The organism is Mucilaginibacter sp. NFR10 (assembly GCF_900100445.1).
Classification (GTDB): Bacteria; Bacteroidota; Bacteroidia; order Sphingobacteriales; family Sphingobacteriaceae; genus Mucilaginibacter; species Mucilaginibacter rubeus.
On the sequence record NZ_FMTV01000003.1, the window covers coordinates 283,208 to 303,520 of the forward strand.

The 20,313-nt window shown below is 41.9% G+C and carries 19 protein-coding genes; 10 read left to right on the top strand and 9 right to left on the bottom strand.

Features of this window, described 5'->3' with window-relative positions; all coding sequences use genetic code 11:
• Positions 1-194 precede the first annotated feature (194 nt).
• Positions 195-893, top strand: coding sequence for a L,D-transpeptidase family protein (locus BLP33_RS12270; RefSeq protein ID WP_090528456.1), 699 nt, complete (start codon positions 195-197; stop codon positions 891-893).
• A gap of 424 nt (positions 894-1,317) precedes the next feature.
• Positions 1,318-2,361 (top strand): ligand-binding sensor domain-containing protein, encoded by a 1,044-nt coding sequence (locus tag BLP33_RS12280; protein ID WP_090528462.1) that lies wholly within the window; start codon positions 1,318-1,320, stop codon positions 2,359-2,361.
• 44 nt (positions 2,362-2,405) lie between these two features.
• On the opposite strand, the gene BLP33_RS12285 is transcribed toward BLP33_RS12280, so the two are convergent.
• Positions 2,406-3,296, bottom strand: a complete 891-nt coding sequence (locus BLP33_RS12285) for a flavin reductase family protein (protein ID WP_090529637.1) — start codon at positions 3,294-3,296, stop codon at positions 2,406-2,408.
• Between the two features lie 369 nt (positions 3,297-3,665).
• Positions 3,666-4,661, bottom strand: a complete 996-nt coding sequence (locus BLP33_RS12290; RefSeq protein WP_090528465.1) for a fumarylacetoacetate hydrolase family protein — start codon at positions 4,659-4,661, stop codon at positions 3,666-3,668.
• Between the two features lie 565 nt (positions 4,662-5,226).
• Between BLP33_RS12290 and BLP33_RS12295 the strand changes: the two genes are divergently transcribed.
• From BLP33_RS12295 to BLP33_RS12320, 6 genes are all read left to right on the top strand, one after another.
• Positions 5,227-6,384: a homogentisate 1,2-dioxygenase gene (locus BLP33_RS12295; RefSeq protein WP_090529640.1), complete on the top strand. Its 1,158-nt coding sequence runs from the start codon at positions 5,227-5,229 to the stop codon at positions 6,382-6,384.
• A gap of 86 nt (positions 6,385-6,470) precedes the next feature.
• Entirely contained in the window at positions 6,471-7,616 is a 1,146-nt protein-coding gene (gene hppD, locus BLP33_RS12300) for a 4-hydroxyphenylpyruvate dioxygenase (RefSeq protein WP_090528469.1), read from the top strand.
• Between the two features lie 127 nt (positions 7,617-7,743).
• Positions 7,744-8,214 (top strand): YciI family protein, encoded by a 471-nt coding sequence (locus BLP33_RS12305; protein WP_090528472.1) that lies wholly within the window; start codon positions 7,744-7,746, stop codon positions 8,212-8,214.
• Complete coding sequence (locus BLP33_RS12310) at positions 8,215-8,871, top strand: DNA alkylation repair protein (RefSeq protein ID WP_090528475.1); 657 nt, start codon at positions 8,215-8,217, stop codon at positions 8,869-8,871.
• A 443-nt stretch (positions 8,872-9,314) separates the two neighbouring features.
• Positions 9,315-10,796 (top strand): PAS domain-containing sensor histidine kinase, encoded by a 1,482-nt coding sequence (locus BLP33_RS12315; RefSeq protein WP_090528478.1) that lies wholly within the window; start codon positions 9,315-9,317, stop codon positions 10,794-10,796.
• A 16-nt stretch (positions 10,797-10,812) separates the two neighbouring features.
• Positions 10,813-11,217, top strand: coding sequence for a response regulator (locus tag BLP33_RS12320; protein ID WP_090528481.1), 405 nt, complete (start codon positions 10,813-10,815; stop codon positions 11,215-11,217).
• A gap of 54 nt (positions 11,218-11,271) precedes the next feature.
• Here the strand turns inward: BLP33_RS12320 and BLP33_RS12325 are convergent, their stop codons facing one another.
• From BLP33_RS12325 to BLP33_RS12335, 3 genes are all read right to left on the bottom strand, one after another.
• A complete protein-coding gene (locus tag BLP33_RS12325; RefSeq protein WP_090528484.1) occupies positions 11,272-11,742 on the bottom strand; it encodes a hypothetical protein in 471 nt (156 codons plus the stop codon).
• Between the two features lie 25 nt (positions 11,743-11,767).
• Positions 11,768-12,748, bottom strand: coding sequence for a type I phosphomannose isomerase catalytic subunit (locus tag BLP33_RS12330; protein ID WP_090528489.1), 981 nt, complete (start codon positions 12,746-12,748; stop codon positions 11,768-11,770).
• Between the two features lie 139 nt (positions 12,749-12,887).
• Positions 12,888-14,117 (bottom strand): NADP-dependent isocitrate dehydrogenase, encoded by a 1,230-nt coding sequence (locus tag BLP33_RS12335; protein WP_090529643.1) that lies wholly within the window; start codon positions 14,115-14,117, stop codon positions 12,888-12,890.
• A gap of 212 nt (positions 14,118-14,329) precedes the next feature.
• Here BLP33_RS12335 and BLP33_RS12340 point away from each other — a divergent pair, with 212 nt between their 5' ends.
• Together BLP33_RS12340 and BLP33_RS12345 are read left to right on the top strand one after the other, a co-directional pair.
• Positions 14,330-15,040: a hypothetical protein gene (locus BLP33_RS12340; protein WP_090528491.1), complete on the top strand. Its 711-nt coding sequence runs from the start codon at positions 14,330-14,332 to the stop codon at positions 15,038-15,040.
• A gap of 82 nt (positions 15,041-15,122) precedes the next feature.
• Entirely contained in the window at positions 15,123-15,557 is a 435-nt protein-coding gene (locus BLP33_RS12345) for a hypothetical protein (protein WP_090528494.1), read from the top strand.
• Positions 15,558-15,618: 61 nt separating this feature from the next.
• Here the strand turns inward: BLP33_RS12345 and BLP33_RS12350 are convergent, their stop codons facing one another.
• From BLP33_RS12350 to BLP33_RS12365, 4 genes are all read right to left on the bottom strand, one after another.
• Positions 15,619-17,412: a DNA polymerase III subunit gamma/tau gene (locus BLP33_RS12350; RefSeq protein WP_090528498.1), complete on the bottom strand. Its 1,794-nt coding sequence runs from the start codon at positions 17,410-17,412 to the stop codon at positions 15,619-15,621.
• Positions 17,413-17,507: 95 nt separating this feature from the next.
• Positions 17,508-18,959 carry a capsule assembly Wzi family protein gene (locus BLP33_RS12355; protein WP_090528502.1) on the bottom strand — a complete coding sequence of 484 codons (1,452 nt, stop codon included), beginning with the start codon at positions 18,957-18,959 and terminating at the stop codon, positions 17,508-17,510.
• A gap of 403 nt (positions 18,960-19,362) precedes the next feature.
• Positions 19,363-19,599: a hypothetical protein gene (locus BLP33_RS12360; protein ID WP_090528506.1), complete on the bottom strand. Its 237-nt coding sequence runs from the start codon at positions 19,597-19,599 to the stop codon at positions 19,363-19,365.
• 86 nt (positions 19,600-19,685) lie between these two features.
• A complete protein-coding gene (locus BLP33_RS12365) occupies positions 19,686-20,306 on the bottom strand; it encodes a hypothetical protein (RefSeq protein ID WP_090528509.1) in 621 nt (206 codons plus the stop codon).
• Positions 20,307-20,313 lie beyond the last annotated feature (7 nt).

Below are 20,313 nucleotides of genomic sequence, written 5' to 3' on the forward strand. Positions count from 1 at the left end.
TGTCATTGCGAGGAGGGACGACGAAGCAATCGCATGCTATACAGAGCGGCTATGCATCCGTGCGATTGCCGCGCTGCGCTCGCAATGACATGGAGATTATAACCTGCATTTTTAGCCAATAAAAAAATCTCCCCTCCCGCATAATTTCCTTCCAACAACTCCGTTAACTATAATTATAGTTAAAAACCTGACCAATGCCTAAACCAATTACATTGCTGCTATTAATTATATTGGCAGCACTTCACAAAACCGAAATCCCCGACAGCAAAAGAGCTAACGATGTGCGTCTTAAAGTATGGCCTAAGCTTCAGAAAGAGCTTAAAGACAAAGGCTTTGCCCCCTATGGCTCAGTGTACCTCCGTATCATTAAAGACATCAGCGTACTTGAAGTATGGGTAAAATCGGCTAATAAATACCAGCTCTTTAAAACTTATGACGTATGCACATATTCAGGCGGGTTAGGTACCAAAACCCGCAGCGGCGACGGTAAAAGCCCGGAAGGCTTATATACCATAGAGCCCAAACAACTAAACCCGGTAAGCAACTATTACCTGGCTATTAATGTAGGCTATCCTAATGCTGTGGAAAAAGCCAAAGGTTATACCGGCAGTGCCATCATGGTACATGGGCATTGTGCTTCTATAGGTTGCTATGCCATGACCGATGCACGGATAGAAGAAATTTATACCCTGGTTTACGAGGCATTTGTAGCCGGCCAAAAGCAAGTCCGTGTTGATATTTTCCCTTTCCGGATGGATGACGCAAACTTAAAGCGCTATGCGGCTTACAGACAGGATGCCTTTTGGCGCAGCCTCAAACCGGCTTACGAATTATTTGAAAAACGACAGCTACCAGTTGATTATCATCTTAAGGGGAAGGAATACGCTTATTAACCGTTGATTTTTTGATTACGCGGATGGGGCTCAAATATTTAGCTTGTGATCGGTGTTATCACCAGAAGTATTCGAAAGATTTTAATTCCCTCCCTTGGGAGGGGTGCGGCTGGATTTTGTGGTGGCAGGGAGGGGTTTATACGCCTTGCAACAATCAGGTATCTCGTTAAAACCCCTCCCTACACCCTCCCAGGGGAGGGAATCGCACAATCCCTCGCTTTTTCTATTTCTTCCGAACACTTCTGGCGTTAACACACACTCAATGTCAATCCGAACAAGGATTTGCATTCCCCGGGGGAGGAGACTTCGGCCACCAGGCATAACATGGAGACTTTATTTACAAAGTTTACATTTTTATTTACAATCCTGGTTCTTCTGACAGTAAGGTATCAAAGTAATTTCGCTGGATCAACTTTGATATGATATGAAAAATAAAAGAAACGTTTTGTCCTGCCTGATTATTCTGCTGGCAGGAGTAATTTATTCCCCTGCACAGGCCCAGCAAAAGCATGCCGAAAGCGTAATCCCTTTCGCCGGACCTAACCGTATTACCCGTAATATCATACAAGATAAAAAAGGCAACATTTGGATTGCTGCATTTGATGGTATTTTTCGGTACGATGGGAAATCCTTTACCAATATCACAAGTAAAGTGAGTTCGGCCCGCTTTTTTTCTGTTTTAGAAGATAGGAAAGGCAACTTGTGGTTCGGCTCTATCGGTTCAGGTGTTTACCGTTACGACGGGAAATCCTTTCGTAATTTTACAATAAAGGATGGCCTTCTCAATAATGATGTTGTAAGTATTTATGAAGATAAAAAAGGCAGCATCTGGTTCGGCGTTTGGGGTGGAACAAGTCGGTATGATGGAATATCATTTCGGAATTATATCATAAACGGATATGGGATGAATGAAGACCCAACAGGGAAAACATTTCCGGATAGGGCACCTTATGAAGTTAATTCAATTATTGAAGACAGAACGGGCAAGCTTTGGTTTGCCACAAGAGGCAACACCTTTGTGTACGACGGCAAAATATTTAACGTTTTAAGCCGTAATGGCAAACCTTTTACCAATGTTCGTTCTGTAATGGAAGATAAAAAGGGCAATATCTGGCTCGCCGGCAGTGATGGACTGTGGCGCTATGATGGTAGTTCATTTACCAATTTCACCCGGAAATTTGCGGGTTACGTTTACGAAGATAAAAAAGGAAACATTTGGACAAGTTCAGAAAGTGCTGATAACCCCAACAGGGTACTTTCTGGTTTTAGCGCTAATACAGCGGCCTGGGCGCTTTCCCGTTACGATGAAAAATCCTTGTCTGATAAAAAGCCATCAGTAACCGAAATAACTAATAAGCCAATGGTTTTTGGGATTTTAGATGATGATAAAGGAAATATTTGGTTTGGTGCTATAGGTGGAGTGTACCGGTATGATGGAAACACTATAACAGACTTTAAAGGGATGTAGCTGATGATCCGTCTCACACTGGCAGAAGAATACGTATTCAGCTATCATTCCATCAGCAACACCATCAAAGCTTCTTCAACCCGCTCTTCTTCAAGTAAATGCTTAGCTTTCAAATGTAATTGCAGCTCACGGGTCTGGCTGTCGCCGATGGTGGCATCAAGTACTTCTTTTATCTCCGGGGTAAGCGCAAAGGCTTCGATAGCCTCATCGCCGGGTATAGCTTCGAGGTTACCCAATTGCCCGAGGTTGTTACCTGTAAGGATCCTCGAGTTGCGGATAGCATAAGGCAGTGCATCAACACCTATACCCATTTTGGTATTGGGTTTGGCTACTTTAAACAGGTTATCTTTAGTAACCCGGCAATACCAGTCGCCGCCAAGCCGGGCAACCAGGTCCATTTTGGCCTGGTTTATTTTGCCATCCGCGTCTAAAACGGCATCATTAATGTGCATCATCTTGATTTCGGCGAATACAAGATTGCCGGCGCCATGGCCTTGTCCCAATTCAACAACCTCCTTAACTACACATTCCATTTGCACATATGACTCCGCCACGCGTGGCGGTTTTACCAATTGGGATGGCACAGGTGTTAAACCCGATTTAATAAACTCATTAACACCCTGCGGATACTCTACGCTTGAGAGCGAAGTTTGCTGTACCATATCATAATTAACAATATTGATCACGCATTCGGGCACTTCCCTGATATTTTCGAGCGTGTGTTTGGTGGTATTGTCCCTCACCCGCCGCGAAGGCGAAAAAATACATATCGGCGGATTAACGCTGAAAATATTAAAGTAACTAAAAGGGCTCAGGTTTACATTCCCGGCCTTGTCAACTGTAGAGGCCAGGCAAATCGGTCGCGGAGCTACCGCAAAGTTCAGGTAGCTTTGCAGTTGAACAGGAGAAAGATCGGATATGTGGATGCTTGGCATGGACGTTTTACTTTCAACCGTCATTGCGAGGTACGAAGCAATCCCCAATTAGCAGAGAAGCTATACAAGTCCCTCTGTATAGTTTGGGATTGCTTCGTACCTTATAATGACGGAATTATAAGTCATTGATTATTAAGTATATTTTCTCGATCAATTTTATAACATGGGCGTTGCCTGCGGCCCGGGCTTTCCGTTACAAGTCCTCGCCTTTCCTACCCGCAATCCCTGCACGCGCTGTGGGGCTTTTCACTGCAATCCCTAACGCGGCCCCGCACGTCATAATACATTTTAAAGGTCATCACCATTTTTTCCCGGGGTTTCCTAGTGGGTTATAGCAATGACGCATTTTATGCTTACTGGTATTATTTCTTACTTCTTCAACTTCAATATCGAAAAATCACTATTTGCTTTTTTAATAATATTCCCCAGCATCCCTAAACCGGTAACCTCCATTTCAACCAAATCTCCCGGCTGCAGCCATTGTGGTTCATAATCGGCATTATTAAGTACACCGGTGCCATTCAGTTCAAGAAAACAGCCTGTACCAACCGTTCCTGAACCAATTACATCGCCCGGTAATACATCACAACCGTAGGCAGCACGCTCAATGATCTCGGCAAAGGTCCAGTCCATATCGGCCATATTACCTGCCGATACCTGTTTGCCATTCACCACGCATTTCATCTCCAGGTTATAGGCGTTGCCGGCATGCCCGGGCTTCGCAGGCACTTTGTATTGCTCCAATTCATCGGGCGTCACCAACCAGGGACCAATCACCGTCGAAAAATCCTTACCCTTTGCCGGGCCAAGGTTCAGCAGCATTTCTTCCATTTGCAGGGTGCGGGCGCTCATATCATTCATGATCATATATCCCGCTATAAAACTATCGGCTTCGGCAGCTGTAATGTTACGGCCTTTTTTATGGAGAACAACGGCAACTTCCAGCTCAAAATCAAGCTTTTGAAAATGATCGGGCATACATTCAATTTCGCCGGGGCCTTGTATGGCGTTGTGATTGGTGAAATAAAAAATAGGATACTGATCAAACTCAGGTATCATATCCAGCTTACGGTTGCGCCTTGCCGAAGCCACGTGCTGGCGAAATGCATAACCGTCACGACATGATGTTGGATGGGGTACCGGTGCCATCAGCTCAAAAAACAGTTCCTCTTTAGCCTCTATCTTTCCCGACCGGATATCTTCGTTAACCCGTGCAGCATGCTCCATCAGTTCGGGGCCTCCCCATAAAAACTCGTTCATATTGTCGGGGATCAGCTTATCGCAGGAGTTTAAATTGTAGATATGGCCATTAACAAAAACGCCAAGATGTTCACGGTCTTCGGTTTTATAGGATACTAATTTCATAGAGTAGCTTAATTGGTATAATCAAAGCTAATGATTTTGATTGAGGGAATTATAGTGAATGGTTGATTAAGTTGAGAGGTCCCTCTCGCGGGCGTATATAAAGATATACTGCCACCGCTCGGCTCCAGCCGGGTGGTAATTATTCCCAGGCCTCTGGCCTGTATACATCATGCCGGCGGCCAGAGGCCGTTTTATAGTTGCCACTCGGCTGGAGCCGAGCGGCGGCGTAAGGATTAAAAAATAACTAACCAGTCACCTAATCAACCACTCACTATTCAACCCAAAACTTGCATCCTAAATATAATCCCGCTAACTTAGTATCATGTTACGCGTACAAATGCATTTTCTGTTTTCATTGGGGTTAACCTCCATGAGCGATGCGTCATCGTTCAGAGATGCTATGCTTGCTAAGATCGTGCTGGCGCAATACTAATTTCCCCTCCTCTTTCCTCTATTATTTTTAACCAATTATTTATTAAATGGTCAGGTTATGCGTTACGGACTTTTTAGCCCGAACACAAATCAGCATTTTATACGTTTTATAGTTAACCAATTAAACCAATCCATGCCTCTATATCATAGTTTAGGATCAATTCCGCCTAAGCGGCATACGCAATTCCGTAAGCCCGATGGTAGTTTATATGCCGAAGAGCTGGTGTCAACCGAAGGTTTTTCAAGCCTTTATTCGCTGGTGTACCACGCCTATCCGCCCACCATTGTAAAAACCCTTGGCGAGCCTTATAGTGTGGAACCTAAAATAGCACGCGAAAAACACCTGAAGCATACCAGTTTGATAGGTTTCAATATCCAGCCCGAGGATGACTACCTGCAAAGCCGCAAGCCGGTACTGGTAAACAGCGATCTGCATATTTCGCTGGCAGCACCGCGCAAAAGTATGACCGACTATTTTTACAAGAACAGCCAGGCCGATGAGGTAGTTTTCATTCACGAAGGCACAGGCACTTTAAAAACCGGCTTCGGCAATATCAAGTTCCAGTATGGCGATTACCTGGTGATCCCCCGTGGCACCATTTACCAGATGGAGTTTGACGGCATGGCTAACCGGCTTTTTATTGTGGAAAGCTTTAGCCCTATCCGGCCGCCAAAGCGCTACCGTAACCAATATGGTCAATTGATGGAACATTCGCCTTATTGTGAGCGTGATATCAAACTACCGGCCGATCTGAAAACTTATGATGAACATGGCGATTTCAAGATCCTGATCAAAAAGCAAGGTCTTATTTATCCCTATATATATGGCACTCATCCTTTTGATTTTGTGGGCTGGGATGGATTCCATTATCCCTGGGCGCTATCTATCCATGATTTTGAACCAATAACAGGCAGGTTACATCAGCCACCACCGGTACACCAAACCTTTGAGGGTAATAACTTCGTGATCTGCTCCTTTGTGCCCCGCAAGTTTGATTACCATCCGTTATCTATCCCTGCTCCTTACAACCACAGCAATGTAGATAGCGACGAGGTGTTATATTATGTAGATGGCGATTTCATGAGCCGCAAAAGCGTGGTAAAAGGGCAAATCACCCTGCATCCGGGGGGTATCCCACACGGCCCGCATCCCGGCTCGGTCGAAAAATCAATAGGCAAAGAATCAACGGACGAACTGGCTGTGATGATCGACCCGTTCAGGCCGCTGATGCTCACGGAGGATGCCATCAGGATAGAGGATGAAAATTATTATAAAAGCTGGCAGATGTGAGGTTAAAGGCGAAAGGTAAAAGCTGAAGGGCTATTAGCCGTAATGCCAAAATCACTAATCATTAACTCACTAAATCACTAATTAAAATGCACACACAAACTTTAGATAAAAAAGTTTCCCCTACCGGGGGAGATTTAGAGGGGGCTGACTTCCTGCCCCTTAACGGCACCGATTATGTGGAGTTTTATGTTGGCAACGCCAAACAGGCTGCCCATTACTATAAAACCGCCTTCGGTTTTCAAAACCTGGCGTATGCCGGACCCGAAACCGGGGTGCGCGACAGGGCATCATACGTATTACAACAAGGCAAAATCAGGATTGTGCTTACCACTCCCCTGCACTCTGATCACCCTATTGCCGATCATGTTAAAAAACATGGCGATGGTGTAAAAGTGCTGGCCCTTTGGGTTGACGACGCCTATGATGCCTTTGAGCAAACCACCAAACGAGGCGCCCAGCCATACCAGCAACCGCAAACTCTGACTGATGAAAACGGCGAAGTACGTACCAGCGGCATTAAATTATACGGCGAAACGGTGCATATGTTCATTGAACGTAAAAACTACAAAGGCTTGTTTTTACCGGGATATCAAAAGCTGGAAAATAACTACAATCCGGCAGATACCGGTTTGCTGTATGTTGACCACTGCGTGGGCAACGTGGGCTGGCATAAAATGAACGAATGGGTTAACTTTTATGAAGAGGTTTTAGGTTTCCGAAATATCCTCACTTTTGATGATAAAATGATCTCGACCGAATATTCGGCTTTGATGAGCAAGGTGATGAGCAACGGAAACGGCTATGTAAAATTCCCGATCAATGAACCTGCCGAAGGTAAAAAGAAATCGCAGATTGAGGAATACCTGGAGTTTTACGAGGACGAAGGTGTACAGCACCTGGCCCTTGCCACCCATGATATTGTAGCTACTGTTACCGAACTGCAAAACCGGGGCGTTGAATTCTTAACTGTTCCTTCAACTTATTATGATGATCTGATTGACCGTGTTGGCCATATTGACGAAGACCTTGAGCCGTTGAAACGCTTAGGTATTTTGGTTGATCGCGATGACGAAGGATACCTGTTGCAGATCTTCACCAAACCTGTTGAAGACAGGCCAACCCTGTTCTTTGAAATTATTCAGCGCAAGGGTGCCAAATCATTCGGCGCAGGTAATTTTAAAGCCCTATTTGAGGCCATTGAACGTGAACAAGAAGCAAGGGGAAATCTTTGATTGATATCGGATTTCGGAATTTAGATTTCGGATTTTTAATATTGAAATTATGATTTGGAGCCGGGCGGTTGCCCGGCTTTTTATTTGCCAGCATTATTTATATTTGATATAACCAATAATTACTTTTATGAAGAAAGCTTTACTCATCATTGCCGCTGTTGCATTAAGCTTTAACTGCTTAGCTCAGAATACTGCTGCTTCAAAACCTGTTTACGATGCTGTCCTGGCCAAAAAGCTTGGGGCTGATGATTACGGCATGAAAAAATATGTGATGGCCTTTTTAAAAGAAGGGCCAACACAACTCAAAGATTCGGCGGCTAACATGCAGCTGCAGATGGCGCACCTTAAAAACATTGGCCGGCTTGCTGCCGAGGGTAAGTTAGTTGTGGCCGGTCCGTTTCTGGATAACCAACCCTTACGTGGTATCTTTATTTTTAATGTAGAAACCGTAGACGAAGCCCAAAAACTTACTGAAACAGATCCGGCCATCAAAGCAGGAACTTTAGTTATGGAGCTGCACCCTTTTTATTGCAGCGCGGCGCTGATGCAGGTAGTGCCGATTCACAACACCCTCCAAAAGAAAAGCATGACCAATTAAATGGATGACGTACTATTTGTACTTGAACAGCTTAAAGAAAAAGCTGATGCTGCGTACTTAAAAGGCATGGCCCGTTTTGGTATTGATAATTCGAGGGCTTTAGGGGTAAAATTGCCGGAGATCCGCAAACTGGCTAAGATCATTGAAAAAGATCATGAGCTGGCTTTAGCACTTTGGAATACGCAAATACATGAAGCCCGGATGCTGGCCTCCATGATAGCCGATCCTAAACAGGTTACCCCCGAACTAATGGACAGCTGGACCGGCGGCTTTTATTCATGGGATATTTGCGACCAGGTTTGCGGTAATCTTTTTGACCGCACCCCATTTGCCATTGATAAAGCTGTTGAATATAGCAGTCATGAGCAGGAATTTGTAAAACGTGCCGGTTTCGTTTTAATGGCCGAATATGCAGTTCATAATAAAACGGCGCCCGACAAAATATTTACAAACCTGTTTCCCATTATGGAGCGGGAAGCCTGGGATAACCGGAACTTTGTTAAAAAAGCTATTAACTGGGCTTTACGTCAAATAGGCAAACGGAATAATATATTAAAAGTTAAAGCCATTAACACTGCACAAAATATATATAACCAGCCCAGCAAATCGGCCAAATGGATTGCAAAAAACGCGCTTGATGAACTAATAAGAAAATAATGATTTAATATTTTCTACAAAGTTAAATTTCCGGCAAATTGCCTGTAAAATAGGACATTATAAAACCCAATAATAGTTCACCCATATTTACTAAACTGGTGGCCGCAATTTTTTACAATTCAATTACATCAAACAATTTCATGAAGGATACCTTCATTTTTTTAACACAAAAATGAAGTGTGAGCATATTTTTGTAAAATATCACTTCAATTAAGAGTAGATATGGCCAAATATTCTTCAAGCCGTAAATACCAGTAAAAGAATACATTATAAAGTATCAAAAATATTATATTTGAAGCAGGCCAAATGTGGAATAAATGATTGATAAGAAGCCACGGCCATACAACTGATGGTTATAAATTATAAAAACTTCAAATCATGGCACATGTTTTAGTCATATGCACGTGTCAAAAACAAGTTGAATTAGTGAACAGATTGTTGATATGAGTTTTTTTGAAAAGGGCAAACTTTCCGGCGATGATGTACATCTTACCCCTTTGATCAATGATCTGGATACGGGGATCTGGAAGTACAATTTCAATACAAGGGAAGTAAAATGGTCGACGGGCTTCTATACGCTGTTAGGTTATCAAGTCAATGAAATTGAATGTGATGCTTATACTTTTTTTGAACATCTGCTTTACCACGGCGATAAACCGTTTTTTTTCAACGCCATTAACAACAGGATAGCGGAAGACACACCACCGCTCCAATTACGTTTTTTAACAAAAAAAAACGGGTACCAGTGGTTTGAAACCACTATCAGGAAACTGGACGACGAGCATGGCAGTATAGTTTACGGTTCGCTTGTAAACATCAACCGTTACAAACAAGATGACTTATTATCGGCTCATAGCCAAATCACCAATGATGGTGCCTTTAAAACAGCACGCTTAGGCATCTGGGAAATTGATCCTCAAAACATCAATACCATTGTGCTGTCAAAACAAGTATATGACTTATTTGATCTTCAAAATCATTTAAAACTTAGCGTTGAAGAGTTTATTAGTTTTTTTGAGCCTCCGTACCGGCCTGTTTTACAAAATGCTATTAACCATACTGTTGAAGACAGCAGGCCCTTTGATATTGAATTGCTTTTACGTTCGGCCAAAAACAATATGTTATGGCTAAAAGTAAAGGCTGTACCTGTGATTGATCACCTGGGTAAATGCACATCAGTAAAAGGGGTTATCCAGGATATCGACAGCGAAAAAAGAAAGTTGCTGAAACTTGAACAGTCGATAAATTTACTGACCGACCAAAACCGCCGCCTGCAAAACTTCGCGTACATTGTTTCACATAATCTTCGTTCGCATACGGGCAACCTTCAATTTATGGTAAACCTGTTTGAACAAACCGAAACAACTGAAGAACGGGAGGAGATCTTTTCGCATATTAAAACCATCAGCGACAGCCTGGACCTGACTATCGAACACATCAACGAAATAGTTAAGATTCAAACTGAAATTACCAAAGAGCGGAAAGTGGTTGAGTTGGAGCCGATGTTCAAAAACATTTGCTCGGCACTAAAAAATAATATTGAGACCATAAACGCCCACGTTGAAGGTGACTTTACGCAATGCCGCGAGATTAGTTATATACCGGCTTACATGGAAAGTATTTTACAAAACCTGCTTACCAACTCTTTAAAATACAGTCACCCCGACAGGCAGCCCGTTATAAAATGCTATACCTTAACAGAAGGGAAACATATTTATCTCATTTTTGAAGATAACGGCCTTGGTATTGATCTTGACCGTTATGGCGATAAGATTTTTGGCATGTATAAAACATTTCATCAAAATACGGATGCAAAAGGCATTGGCTTATTTATAACCCGTAACCAGATTGAAGCATTAGGCGGAAGCATTAAAGTTGACAGTACAGTAAACGTTGGCACAAAATTTACTATCAGACTGGTATAATTAAAATTACCAAGAGATGATTGCAGAGCGAAGTCCGGCTAACACCTGGATTGTGGATGATGATAGTATTTACGTTTACGGCCTTAAAAAATTAATAAGCATAAAGGAACTGAATACCCAATTAAGCCATTTTGTAAATGGAGAAGAAGCCATTTGCGCATTGAAAAAAGCAAACGAAGACCATAACCTACCCGATGTAATATTACTGGATATTAATATGCCGGTTATGGATGGATGGGAGTTTATGCATGAATTTGCGAAAATAAAACCCCGAACGGGGAAAAAGATCGCTGTTTATATGGTGAGCTCATCCGTTGATCTTAACGATATCCACCGGGCTAAAAATATTTCTGAAGTTTCTGACTATCTGTTCAAACCTGTAAGAATAAATCAGTTAAAAGAGGTTTTTGACAACGTTTAACTGCAAGTGAACGAGCAAGTAAATAAATACGGAACCTAAAAGGCTCCGTATTTATTATTGCTTCATTAACACCGAAGTAGAAATAAAGTATTGGGAGGTATCTTTAAATGTTAGCTGAACTTTTCCGCCTACATTGCTCACCACGCCGTATGAAACAGATTTATTAGACAAAGTAAACTTTATCCGGTTACCGCTTTGCACCCAGGAACCTGACGCAGATGCCCCCTTTTGCCCAATAATAGTATAACTATTATCAGTCCGTGAAACATAACAATCTTCAGCGCCTACGTAAGCGGCTGTCCATGTGCCATCACCTTTCAGGGTAGTTTGGTTATCACTTATGCATGGAGATGCAACGTTTGTATAGGTATCTGAGTGACCGGTGGTGATGTTTATATTCGTTTCTGATATCAGCGAATACTTACCTGCATAAGCATTTACAGGTTCACCCTTTTCTTTTTTGCAGGCATTACCCGCAAGTAATGCTACTGTGGCCAGGCTTAAAAAATATATTTGTTTTTTCATAAACGCAGGAAACAACCGTATGCTATTATTCGATATAGCTTTCCAGTATTTTAAAGCCACCTGTTGTTTCCAGCTCAATTTTATCGATGCTTTTTGGCAACAGGATACATTCGCCCATTTTAACGGCGTACGCTTCATTGTTATATTTAACGGTATATCCACCTTCAACACAAACATGGATCACAAATGAATCAAGTGCCGAATAGTCTTTCGATGTACTTTCGTCAAAATCGAGCACATTGGTAGTAAAATAAGGGCAGGTAACCAGTTTTACAGTCTCGTTCTTTTTAGGTTCGTATTGGGTTTTATATTCGGGATAATGCTTGTAATCAATAGCAGCAAGGGCTTCTTCAGTATGTAGCTCACGTTTATTGCCTTTATCATCAACGCGGTCAAAATCGTAAATACGGTAAGTGATATCAGATGTTTGCTGAATTTCGGCAATCAGCAAACCTTTGCCAATAGTATGCACCCTGCCTGCGGGTAAAAAGAAAACATCGTCAGCTACTGCCTTCTCTTTGTTAAGGATATCCATGATGTGGCCGCTGTTTAAAGCATCTACATATTTCTGCTCGGTCATTTCCTGGTTAAAACCGGTGATCAATGTCGAACCCGGATCAGCTTCAATGATATACCACATTTCGGTTTTACCAAATGAGTTATGACGTACTTTAGCCAGCTTATCGTCAGGGTGTACCTGTACCGAAAGATCGTCATTGGCATCAATAAACTTTACCAATAAAGGGAAGATGTTACCGAAATGGTCATAAACTTTTTTGCCAACCAGCTCGTCTTTGTATTGCTCCAGTAAATCGGCTAATGATTCACCTTCAAGGGCGCCTGAAGCAACAACCGAAACATCAGATTTCACTCCCGATATTTCCCAGGTTTCGCCGCAGTTTGGCAGGCTGCCAAAATCTTTATGCAAATAGGTTTTGATCTTTTGACCGCCCCATATCTTGTCTTTATATATGGTTTTAAATTTTAATGGATATAATGCCGACATAGTGTTATGTATTTTTGCCCGCTAAGTTAGGAGTTAAATAGAAAATTGAAAACGCTAAATTGGTTTACTCAGCTTAATGTGTAACAAAAAAGCCCATACTATAATGTATGAGCTTTTTCTTATTTAAATCGCCTGGCAATTATTTACCTAAGCGTTTTTTCAGGTTCTCGTCAATTGCAGCCAAAAACTCTTCGGTGTACAGGTAATCGGTACCATGCTCCACTTTTGGTTTAATGGTGATGGCCAAATCCTTGGTCATTTTGCCGCTTTCAACGGTTTCAATACAAACTTCTTCCAAAGCCTTGCAGAAATTGATCAATTCAGTGTTCTTATCTAAGATGCCACGGAATTCCAAACCTCTTGTCCATGCAAAAATAGAGGCAATTGGATTGGTTGAAGTTGGCTTACCGGCCTGGTGATCACGATAGTGACGGGTTACAGTACCGTGGGCAGCTTCAGCTTCCATTACAGTACCATCAGGGGTAACGAGGGTTGAGGTCATTAAACCTAATGAACCAAAGCCTTGTGCTACAGTATCTGACTGTACGTCGCCATCGTAGTTTTTACAAGCCCAAACAAAGTTACCGTTCCATTTAAGGGCCGATGCAACCATGTCGTCAATTAAGCGGTGCTCATACGTGATACCGGCTGCTTCAAACTTTTGTTTGTAATCATTTTGATAGATCTCTTCAAAAATATCTTTGAAGCGGCCATCATATTTTTTAAGGATGGTATTTTTGGTTGAAAGGTATAAAGGCCAGCCTTTCATTAAAGCCTGGTTAAAGCAGGCATGCGCAAATCCTTTGATAGATTCATCGGTATTGTACATCGTCAATGCAACACCATCGCCTTTAAAGTTAAATACCTCGTATGATTGCTCGGGGCCGCCATCTTCAGGAGTAAACTTAACGGTTAATTTACCTTTGCCTTTGGTTAAGAAATCGGTAGCACGGTACTGATCGCCAAACGCGTGACGGCCAATACAGATAGGTGCTGTCCAGTTAGGTACCAGGCGGGGTACATTGGACATAACAATAGGCTCACGAAAAACAGTGCCGTCCAATATGTTACGGATAGTACCGTTCGGCGATTTCCACATTTGTTTTAACCCAAACTCTTTCACCCTCGCTTCGTCGGGCGTAATAGTAGCACATTTAATACCAACGCCGTATTGTTTAATAGCGTTAGCTGCGTCAATAGTTACCTGGTCGTCGGTTTGGTCGCGGTACTCGATACCCAGATCGTAATATTTAATATCAAGATCAAGGTACGGGGTAATCAATTTGTCTTTGATGAATTTCCAGATTATTCGGGTCATTTCATCGCCATCCAGTTCAACTACCGGATTCTCTACTTTTATTTTTGACATGCCTGATGTGGTTTTTGTTATACAAACGGCCCAAATATATAAAATTGACTTTATCAATTTTATCAAATAACGCAATGAAAAATTATAGATTTCGTTATAATGACAATTATTAGTACCGGCATTGTTGTTTTTATAAACTTTGGTGCTATTTTTATAAAATAAAACGCTTACCATAAAACAAGCTCCTTTTATACAGGTGCTGCCGTTTATTTATGATAAAATCCATACTAAAAATCTCCATTATAATCCTGCTGTGTTCTGTATCTTTTTTAGCTAAAGCCCAAATAGGCTTTGATTATGCACAATATGACGTTGGCTTTGCCGCAGGTATCAACCAGGCCAGTTCCACCGATGTGCAAACCCTAAAAACAACACCTTCTATAAATCTTAACTTTACTTACAATCAAAGCCCGTTTGTAAATTATGTATTTAATGTGGAGGTAGGCCGTTTAAAAGGCGGTTCGCCGGCTACAAGTACTCAAAGGCAATTTGAAAACCATTTCAGTGCTTACTCTTTCAGGGTGCAGGTACAGGCAGGCGAATTAATTGACTACTCGAAAAGTGCTGTAGCAAATGCTTTTAAAAACCTTTACCTGTCATCGGGCTTAGGATACATTAATAATAATGTTGTAGACAGAACACAAGATGCGCTTTTATTAGAGCAGGGCCTGGAATTACCCTACGAACGCAAAACAAATGAAATATTTATACCACTAAGGCTGGGTTATGAGTTTAAGCTGTTTAACAGTTACAACCAGCCTGCAGTTAAAATTGACCTGGGCTACCAGTACAATTTTATTATGGGCGATAATCTGGACGCCTACGTAGCCGGCGCGCATAATGACGCGTATTCGCAGGTTACTTTAGGTTTTAAATTTGCCATTGGTGGTGTTACATCTTACCGCAAACAGATCCATTATTAAGCTTAGGCTAAATCTTTTTTGGTTGATTTGCTTTTTGGCAGGATTTTTACTGCGTATATTTATATAATAAAAGCACAAACCTATGAACTACGATCAAATAGACGATGCAGGTTTCAATGATGATCTGCCTGATCGCGACGAAAGCCTGAAAGATGAACTGGGCGAAACCATTGATAAGGAAGACCTGAGCTATAACCCGGACGATAATAGCTACGAATACGATGTTAAAAGCGATGACCCGGATTATGACCATCCCGACCCGTATCACACTGCCGCAAAAAACGGCGAGGATTTTAACTCCACCTATGACGAGGCAAACCCTTACGATGTAGAGGGCGAATTTGACGAAGACCGTTCGCTTGAAACCGATGTAGATGAATTGGGAATGCACATTGACAACGGAGAAAGTGTTGAGATTGATCCGGTTGATGCCGCCCTTTCTCATACTCCCGAAGATGACCGCGACGACCTTGATGAAGAGGGATACCCCAAAAATGACAGGGAACCCCTGAGATAATTTATTAACTGCTGAGTTGTGGGTTTTTAATTAAGCCCGCAGCTCAGCATTCAAAACCCGGTTAATCAAAATCAAGATTAAACCGGCTTTTCAATTCCAGCAACTGCGGGTTGCGGGCTGCCATATGCTGAAACTTTTCGGGCGCGGTATAAGGCTTACGTACTACCTTTTGTTCGTCAACCCGGGCATTTACCTCGATAGTAAAATTTTTAAGTGTACTGCGCAGATAATTCAACATAACCGGCTTTTCATCCCTGAAAATGTTTTCCTGCACCATATTGCCTACTATTACTTCAAAAACATAGGGCTTTAGCATGCGCGGCGCGCCCGCTGTAAGAACGGTTAGCAAAGTTTTTTTACCCTCTTTTTTTGCGAATGCAGCAAAATCGCTCCAGCATTGCAAAAAGGCGTCCATAGTAAAATCCTCTTTATCCTCTCCTTTTAAATATGGGTCCTCTTCTTCAAGTAATTCTTCCTGCGTTTTAACTTCACCGGTTAATGAAGGGGTGAGCGTACTTCGCGAAGGCATTACTATCTTAGGCTTTTCAGCAGGCGATGTTATTGTTTCTTTTACCTGTACAGATGGCGTTACAACCTCTTTTGGTGGGGCACTGTATACCGGTGCGGCTTCGCTCACCATAGATACAGCAGGGCTTGCCTGCGCTCCGTTAACAGGCGCTACTGTTGAGGTATCAGGTTTTTTTTTTAGTCCCCCGTCGGTCGCGGAAGTTACAGTGAGTGGTGTGGTTGCCAGGTTAAACACCGATGGCAGGTGGCACATCTTGAGTAATGCCAGTTCAACCTGGAGCCGTTGATTTTTGCTGAGCTTATAACTAATATCGCACTGATTGGCAATATTCATGGCCGAGAGCAAAAATGACACCGATGCCTGCTGCGATTGCTGCAGGTATTTTGTTTTAATGCCTTCACTCACCTCAAGCAACTTTAGTGTCGATTGATCCTTCCCCACCAACAGATTTCTGAAATGTTCAGAAAGCCCGGCTATAAAATGCGCGCCATCGAACCCGCGCGAAAGGATCTCGTCAAAAAACAATAATACTTTAGCGGTATCTTCCTTAAGCAGGCTCTCAGTTATATTAAAATAATAATCGTAATCAAGTATGTTCAGGTTATCGATAACCGAACGATAAGTAACTTTGCCACCAGAGAAGCTTACAATCTGATCAAACATCGAAAGCGCGTCGCGCAAACCGCCATCGGCTTTCTGGGCTATGATATGCAGACCGTCGGGCTCATAACCTATGCTTTCCTTGCCGGCAATTGATGCCAGATGGTTGGCCATATCCTCAACCCTGATGCGGTTAAAATCAAAGATCTGGCAGCGCGAAAGAATGGTTGGCAGGATCTTATGCTTTTCGGTAGTAGCTAATATAAATATGGCATAATGAGGTGGTTCCTCAAGTGTTTTCAGGAACGCGTTAAAAGCGGCCTGCGACAGCATGTGCACCTCATCAATAATATAAACCTTGTAACGTGCCGCCTGGGGCGGGATCCGTACCTGCTCAATCAAACTGCGGATATCATCAACAGAGTTGTTTGAAGCAGCGTCAAGCTCATGAACATTAAAAGAATTTCCGTTTTCAAAAGCCTTGCATGAAGCGCATTCGCCGCAGGCTTCGCCATTGGGCTGTAAATTGGTACAGTTAATGGTTTTTGCCAGGATCCGTGCGCAGGTAGTTTTGCCCACGCCACGCGGCCCACAGAACAAAAATGCCTGTGCCAGCTGGTTATTTTTTATAGCGTTTTTGAGCGTATTGGTTATATGTTGCTGACCAACAACGGTTTCAAAAGTAGCCGGGCGATACTTACGGGCCGAAACAATGAAATTATCCACAAGTGCTAAGGTAGTGAGAAATTAGATTTGGTGAAAGAGCGGCTTTGCTAATTTTTTTACACACCGGCCTCTTCGCCATGTTAAACCCGGCATTATTACATAAACGCTTTTGACACCTTTAAAATAATGCCAAACGAATTGTAAAGCAGGCCCCCATGATCATATGCCAGATCATATCCAACAGAATAACCATTTTTTAACGCCCTGATTCCCTCAAAATAAGTTGAGTATTGATGCACCTTTTTAAATGCCCCATAATTGGCAGGGCTTCGTATTTTGCCTCCAACCGATCTATACAGTTCAGTGCCATTATCATAAGTTCCCATATTTTCTGAATAGGAAAACTTGCCTGTATAAAGCCAGTTAAAGGCATAAAACTGCACACCGGTATGCAACGCTAAAACCCTGTTATTTACAAAAAATTGTTTGTTATTACCTATTTGGCTGTCTCTTACATCATTTACTGTAGTTATAAAGGGGGTACCCAATCCAACTTCGTTATATGACCATCCTTCTTCGTACTCATAATTATTGTAATAATTTTCAGCACCTGATTTTGTTTTCTTGGAATCCGCCTTACCAGCCTGGTTCGCTGTGTATAAAAATTCAAATAAAAACTTCTTCCAGTAAAAATGATCCGAGTTTGGCTTGTTATTAACGAAAGTAATTCCGTTTAAGCCATCTGTGACATTAGCTAATGACCTTAAGGCACCTATATCATAAAAGTTTTGGCGATATATTGATACCGTGACCCCATCAAATCTATATTCAGCGCCCATGTCTAACGACCCTAAATGATTGCCAACTTTACTTCCCTGATATAATTTACCGGTAAGCACATACCAATACGTTTCGGATCCCGACAATTGAAAACGGCTAAACACACGTTTTTCATTTCCCCATAAGGCTTCATGATTATAGCCCGCCTGAAACTTAAATCTCCATGATGGCTTGCCTATTTTAACATACAATGTATTTTCCAGATAATAACCTTTGAAATCTGTTGGCCTTTCACCAGTTCTAACTTTAACATCTCCTAAATAACCACTTGCTAACGTCCCCTTAACTGCAAATAATTTCCCGAAAAATGGAATACTATAATAGTTGGGTATGCTTAAACTAATCTTGGGTATGCCTAAGGCATTACCTGAAATCGGAAATGACCCGGATGAAAGGGTCGAATCTACAATCCCCACAATATCCTTTGAACGGCCAGCTTTCAATTCAAAAATACCGGCGTGGGCCTTTACAAATCCCTCAATTAAAATAAACTTGCTATTATTTCCGGCATTTCCTCTACCTTCAAAGGATGCGGCCCAGTCGTAAGTTTTTGTTGTATCATAATCTTTCCGAATTTTTCCGATTAAGCTACCGGACCCACCCGATAACGGAATACTGCCAAACTGATTTGCCCTTAACCAAAATGGCACTGAATTATTGGTAGTGACAATGCCCTGGGCCTCCAGGCTAATATGCACATCCTGATTTTGTGCTTTTGCTAAAAAAAAAGATAATAATATCGGCAATAAGACGACTAATTTTTTCATAACAGACAGTTTCGGCTAACGATTAATTTCAAATAACAAAAAATGATAATTTATTAAAAATAATATTATTTTTTTATTAAAATCACATCAATAATACTATTGCTAATACAAAAACAATCGTAATGTAGCAAATAAATTACATTATTCGCATTTTAACTTCAAATTAAATTTAACTATCCGTTTAAGTCAATGAAACTCAGGTCGAAAAAAATTAAATCTTGGAGAAAAAAAATAGACACAAAAGAGCCTGCGTTATGATTACTACGCAATTTTGATTTAACTCAGCTCAGGGAACAAGCTGCTCTGATTGCCTTTTTAAGGCAGCAACAGGAAATAAACAGGAATAAGCAAAAAGGAACTTAATATGTCGCGGTCAAACAAACAAGACTTAACACATAATATATTAAATATCATCATCAGGCAAATGATCATCATCTTCGGGGTCGGGCTCACCGATACTGCCATCAACCTGTATTTCATGCAGATCTTCTTTATCCTCAAGGATATCATCAAAATCTTCATCTTCCTGGTCGTCCCAGTCGCCTTCAAGGGGATCATCCCCTCCGCCATACATTAAGATCTCATCGAAAGTAAGCGGATTGCTTGTTCCTTTTTCGGCTTGAATAGTTGCGGGTTGCATAGCTTATGAGTTTTTAAGTAAAACCATAAGCTATGCCATAAGTTTTAGAAAAAATATTGTTTTTATCAACACAATCTCTCCCCTGTTTACAGAATATCTATCGATACTATTTCCTTTACCGTATAATACCCCTTGGCCTGCGGCAGATACACTTCCAGGTCCTTCCAGGTTATCTGCAGTTTTTTACCGGCAAGTTTAGCCGGTGGAGCATCCATAAATTTCTCAGACCCGGAAAACTGCCTGAGCCAGATAAATGATTTTTCGGCCGCCGCCTTATCTGTTATAACAATATAATTGAATCCTTTTGTATCAATCCGTTTAAATACGCCGGTAGTAACCTGCGCGCCGGTACCCTCAGCATCGTCACCCTTTCCCATTTTCATGGCCAGTTGCATAAAAGATCCACATTTTTGCTTCATCAGGTTTTTACCGATCTCCACGCCTACTTTACTCATTGCCGGTTCATCGGTTACCTCAACATTTTGCTCTTTGGCTACATCCGTCAGCAAGTCGGCATGGTTTTCAAAGCACTTTTCAAAAGCATCATTGGCAGCTTGTTTGGTAGATATCTTTGCCACGTCAATTTTGGACAGTTCCTTACAAAGCGAATCAAGCAGGCGTTGCTGCGCGGGCCCTATTGTTTGTGCTTTTATTGCACCGGTTGTTGTTATAAAAAATGCGATAAAAAGGAGCAGGTTCTTTTTCATAATATTA

Bases quoted from the DNA above. Each gene is read 5' to 3' on its own strand.
- BLP33_RS12270 (WP_090528456.1), top strand. From the start codon at position 195: ATGCCTAAACCAATTACATTGCTGCTATTAATTATATTGGCAGCACTT.
- BLP33_RS12280 (WP_090528462.1), top strand. From the start codon at position 1,318: ATGAAAAATAAAAGAAACGTTTTGTCCTGCCTGATTATTCTGCTGGCA.
- BLP33_RS12285 (WP_090529637.1), bottom strand. From the start codon at position 3,296: ATGCCAAGCATCCACATATCCGATCTTTCTCCTGTTCAACTGCAAAGC.
- BLP33_RS12290 (WP_090528465.1), bottom strand. From the start codon at position 4,661: ATGAAATTAGTATCCTATAAAACCGAAGACCGTGAACATCTTGGCGTT.
- BLP33_RS12295 (WP_090529640.1), top strand. From the start codon at position 5,227: ATGCCTCTATATCATAGTTTAGGATCAATTCCGCCTAAGCGGCATACG.
- hppD (WP_090528469.1), top strand. From the start codon at position 6,471: ATGCACACACAAACTTTAGATAAAAAAGTTTCCCCTACCGGGGGAGAT.
- BLP33_RS12305 (WP_090528472.1), top strand. From the start codon at position 7,744: ATGAAGAAAGCTTTACTCATCATTGCCGCTGTTGCATTAAGCTTTAAC.
- BLP33_RS12310 (WP_090528475.1), top strand. From the start codon at position 8,215: ATGGATGACGTACTATTTGTACTTGAACAGCTTAAAGAAAAAGCTGAT.
- BLP33_RS12315 (WP_090528478.1), top strand. From the start codon at position 9,315: ATGAGTTTTTTTGAAAAGGGCAAACTTTCCGGCGATGATGTACATCTT.
- BLP33_RS12320 (WP_090528481.1), top strand. From the start codon at position 10,813: ATGATTGCAGAGCGAAGTCCGGCTAACACCTGGATTGTGGATGATGAT.
- BLP33_RS12325 (WP_090528484.1), bottom strand. From the start codon at position 11,742: ATGAAAAAACAAATATATTTTTTAAGCCTGGCCACAGTAGCATTACTT.
- BLP33_RS12330 (WP_090528489.1), bottom strand. From the start codon at position 12,748: ATGTCGGCATTATATCCATTAAAATTTAAAACCATATATAAAGACAAG.
- BLP33_RS12335 (WP_090529643.1), bottom strand. From the start codon at position 14,117: ATGTCAAAAATAAAAGTAGAGAATCCGGTAGTTGAACTGGATGGCGAT.
- BLP33_RS12340 (WP_090528491.1), top strand. From the start codon at position 14,330: ATGATAAAATCCATACTAAAAATCTCCATTATAATCCTGCTGTGTTCT.
- BLP33_RS12345 (WP_090528494.1), top strand. From the start codon at position 15,123: ATGAACTACGATCAAATAGACGATGCAGGTTTCAATGATGATCTGCCT.
- BLP33_RS12355 (WP_090528502.1), bottom strand. From the start codon at position 18,959: ATGAAAAAATTAGTCGTCTTATTGCCGATATTATTATCTTTTTTTTTA.
- BLP33_RS12360 (WP_090528506.1), bottom strand. From the start codon at position 19,599: ATGCAACCCGCAACTATTCAAGCCGAAAAAGGAACAAGCAATCCGCTT.
- BLP33_RS12365 (WP_090528509.1), bottom strand. From the start codon at position 20,306: ATGAAAAAGAACCTGCTCCTTTTTATCGCATTTTTTATAACAACAACC.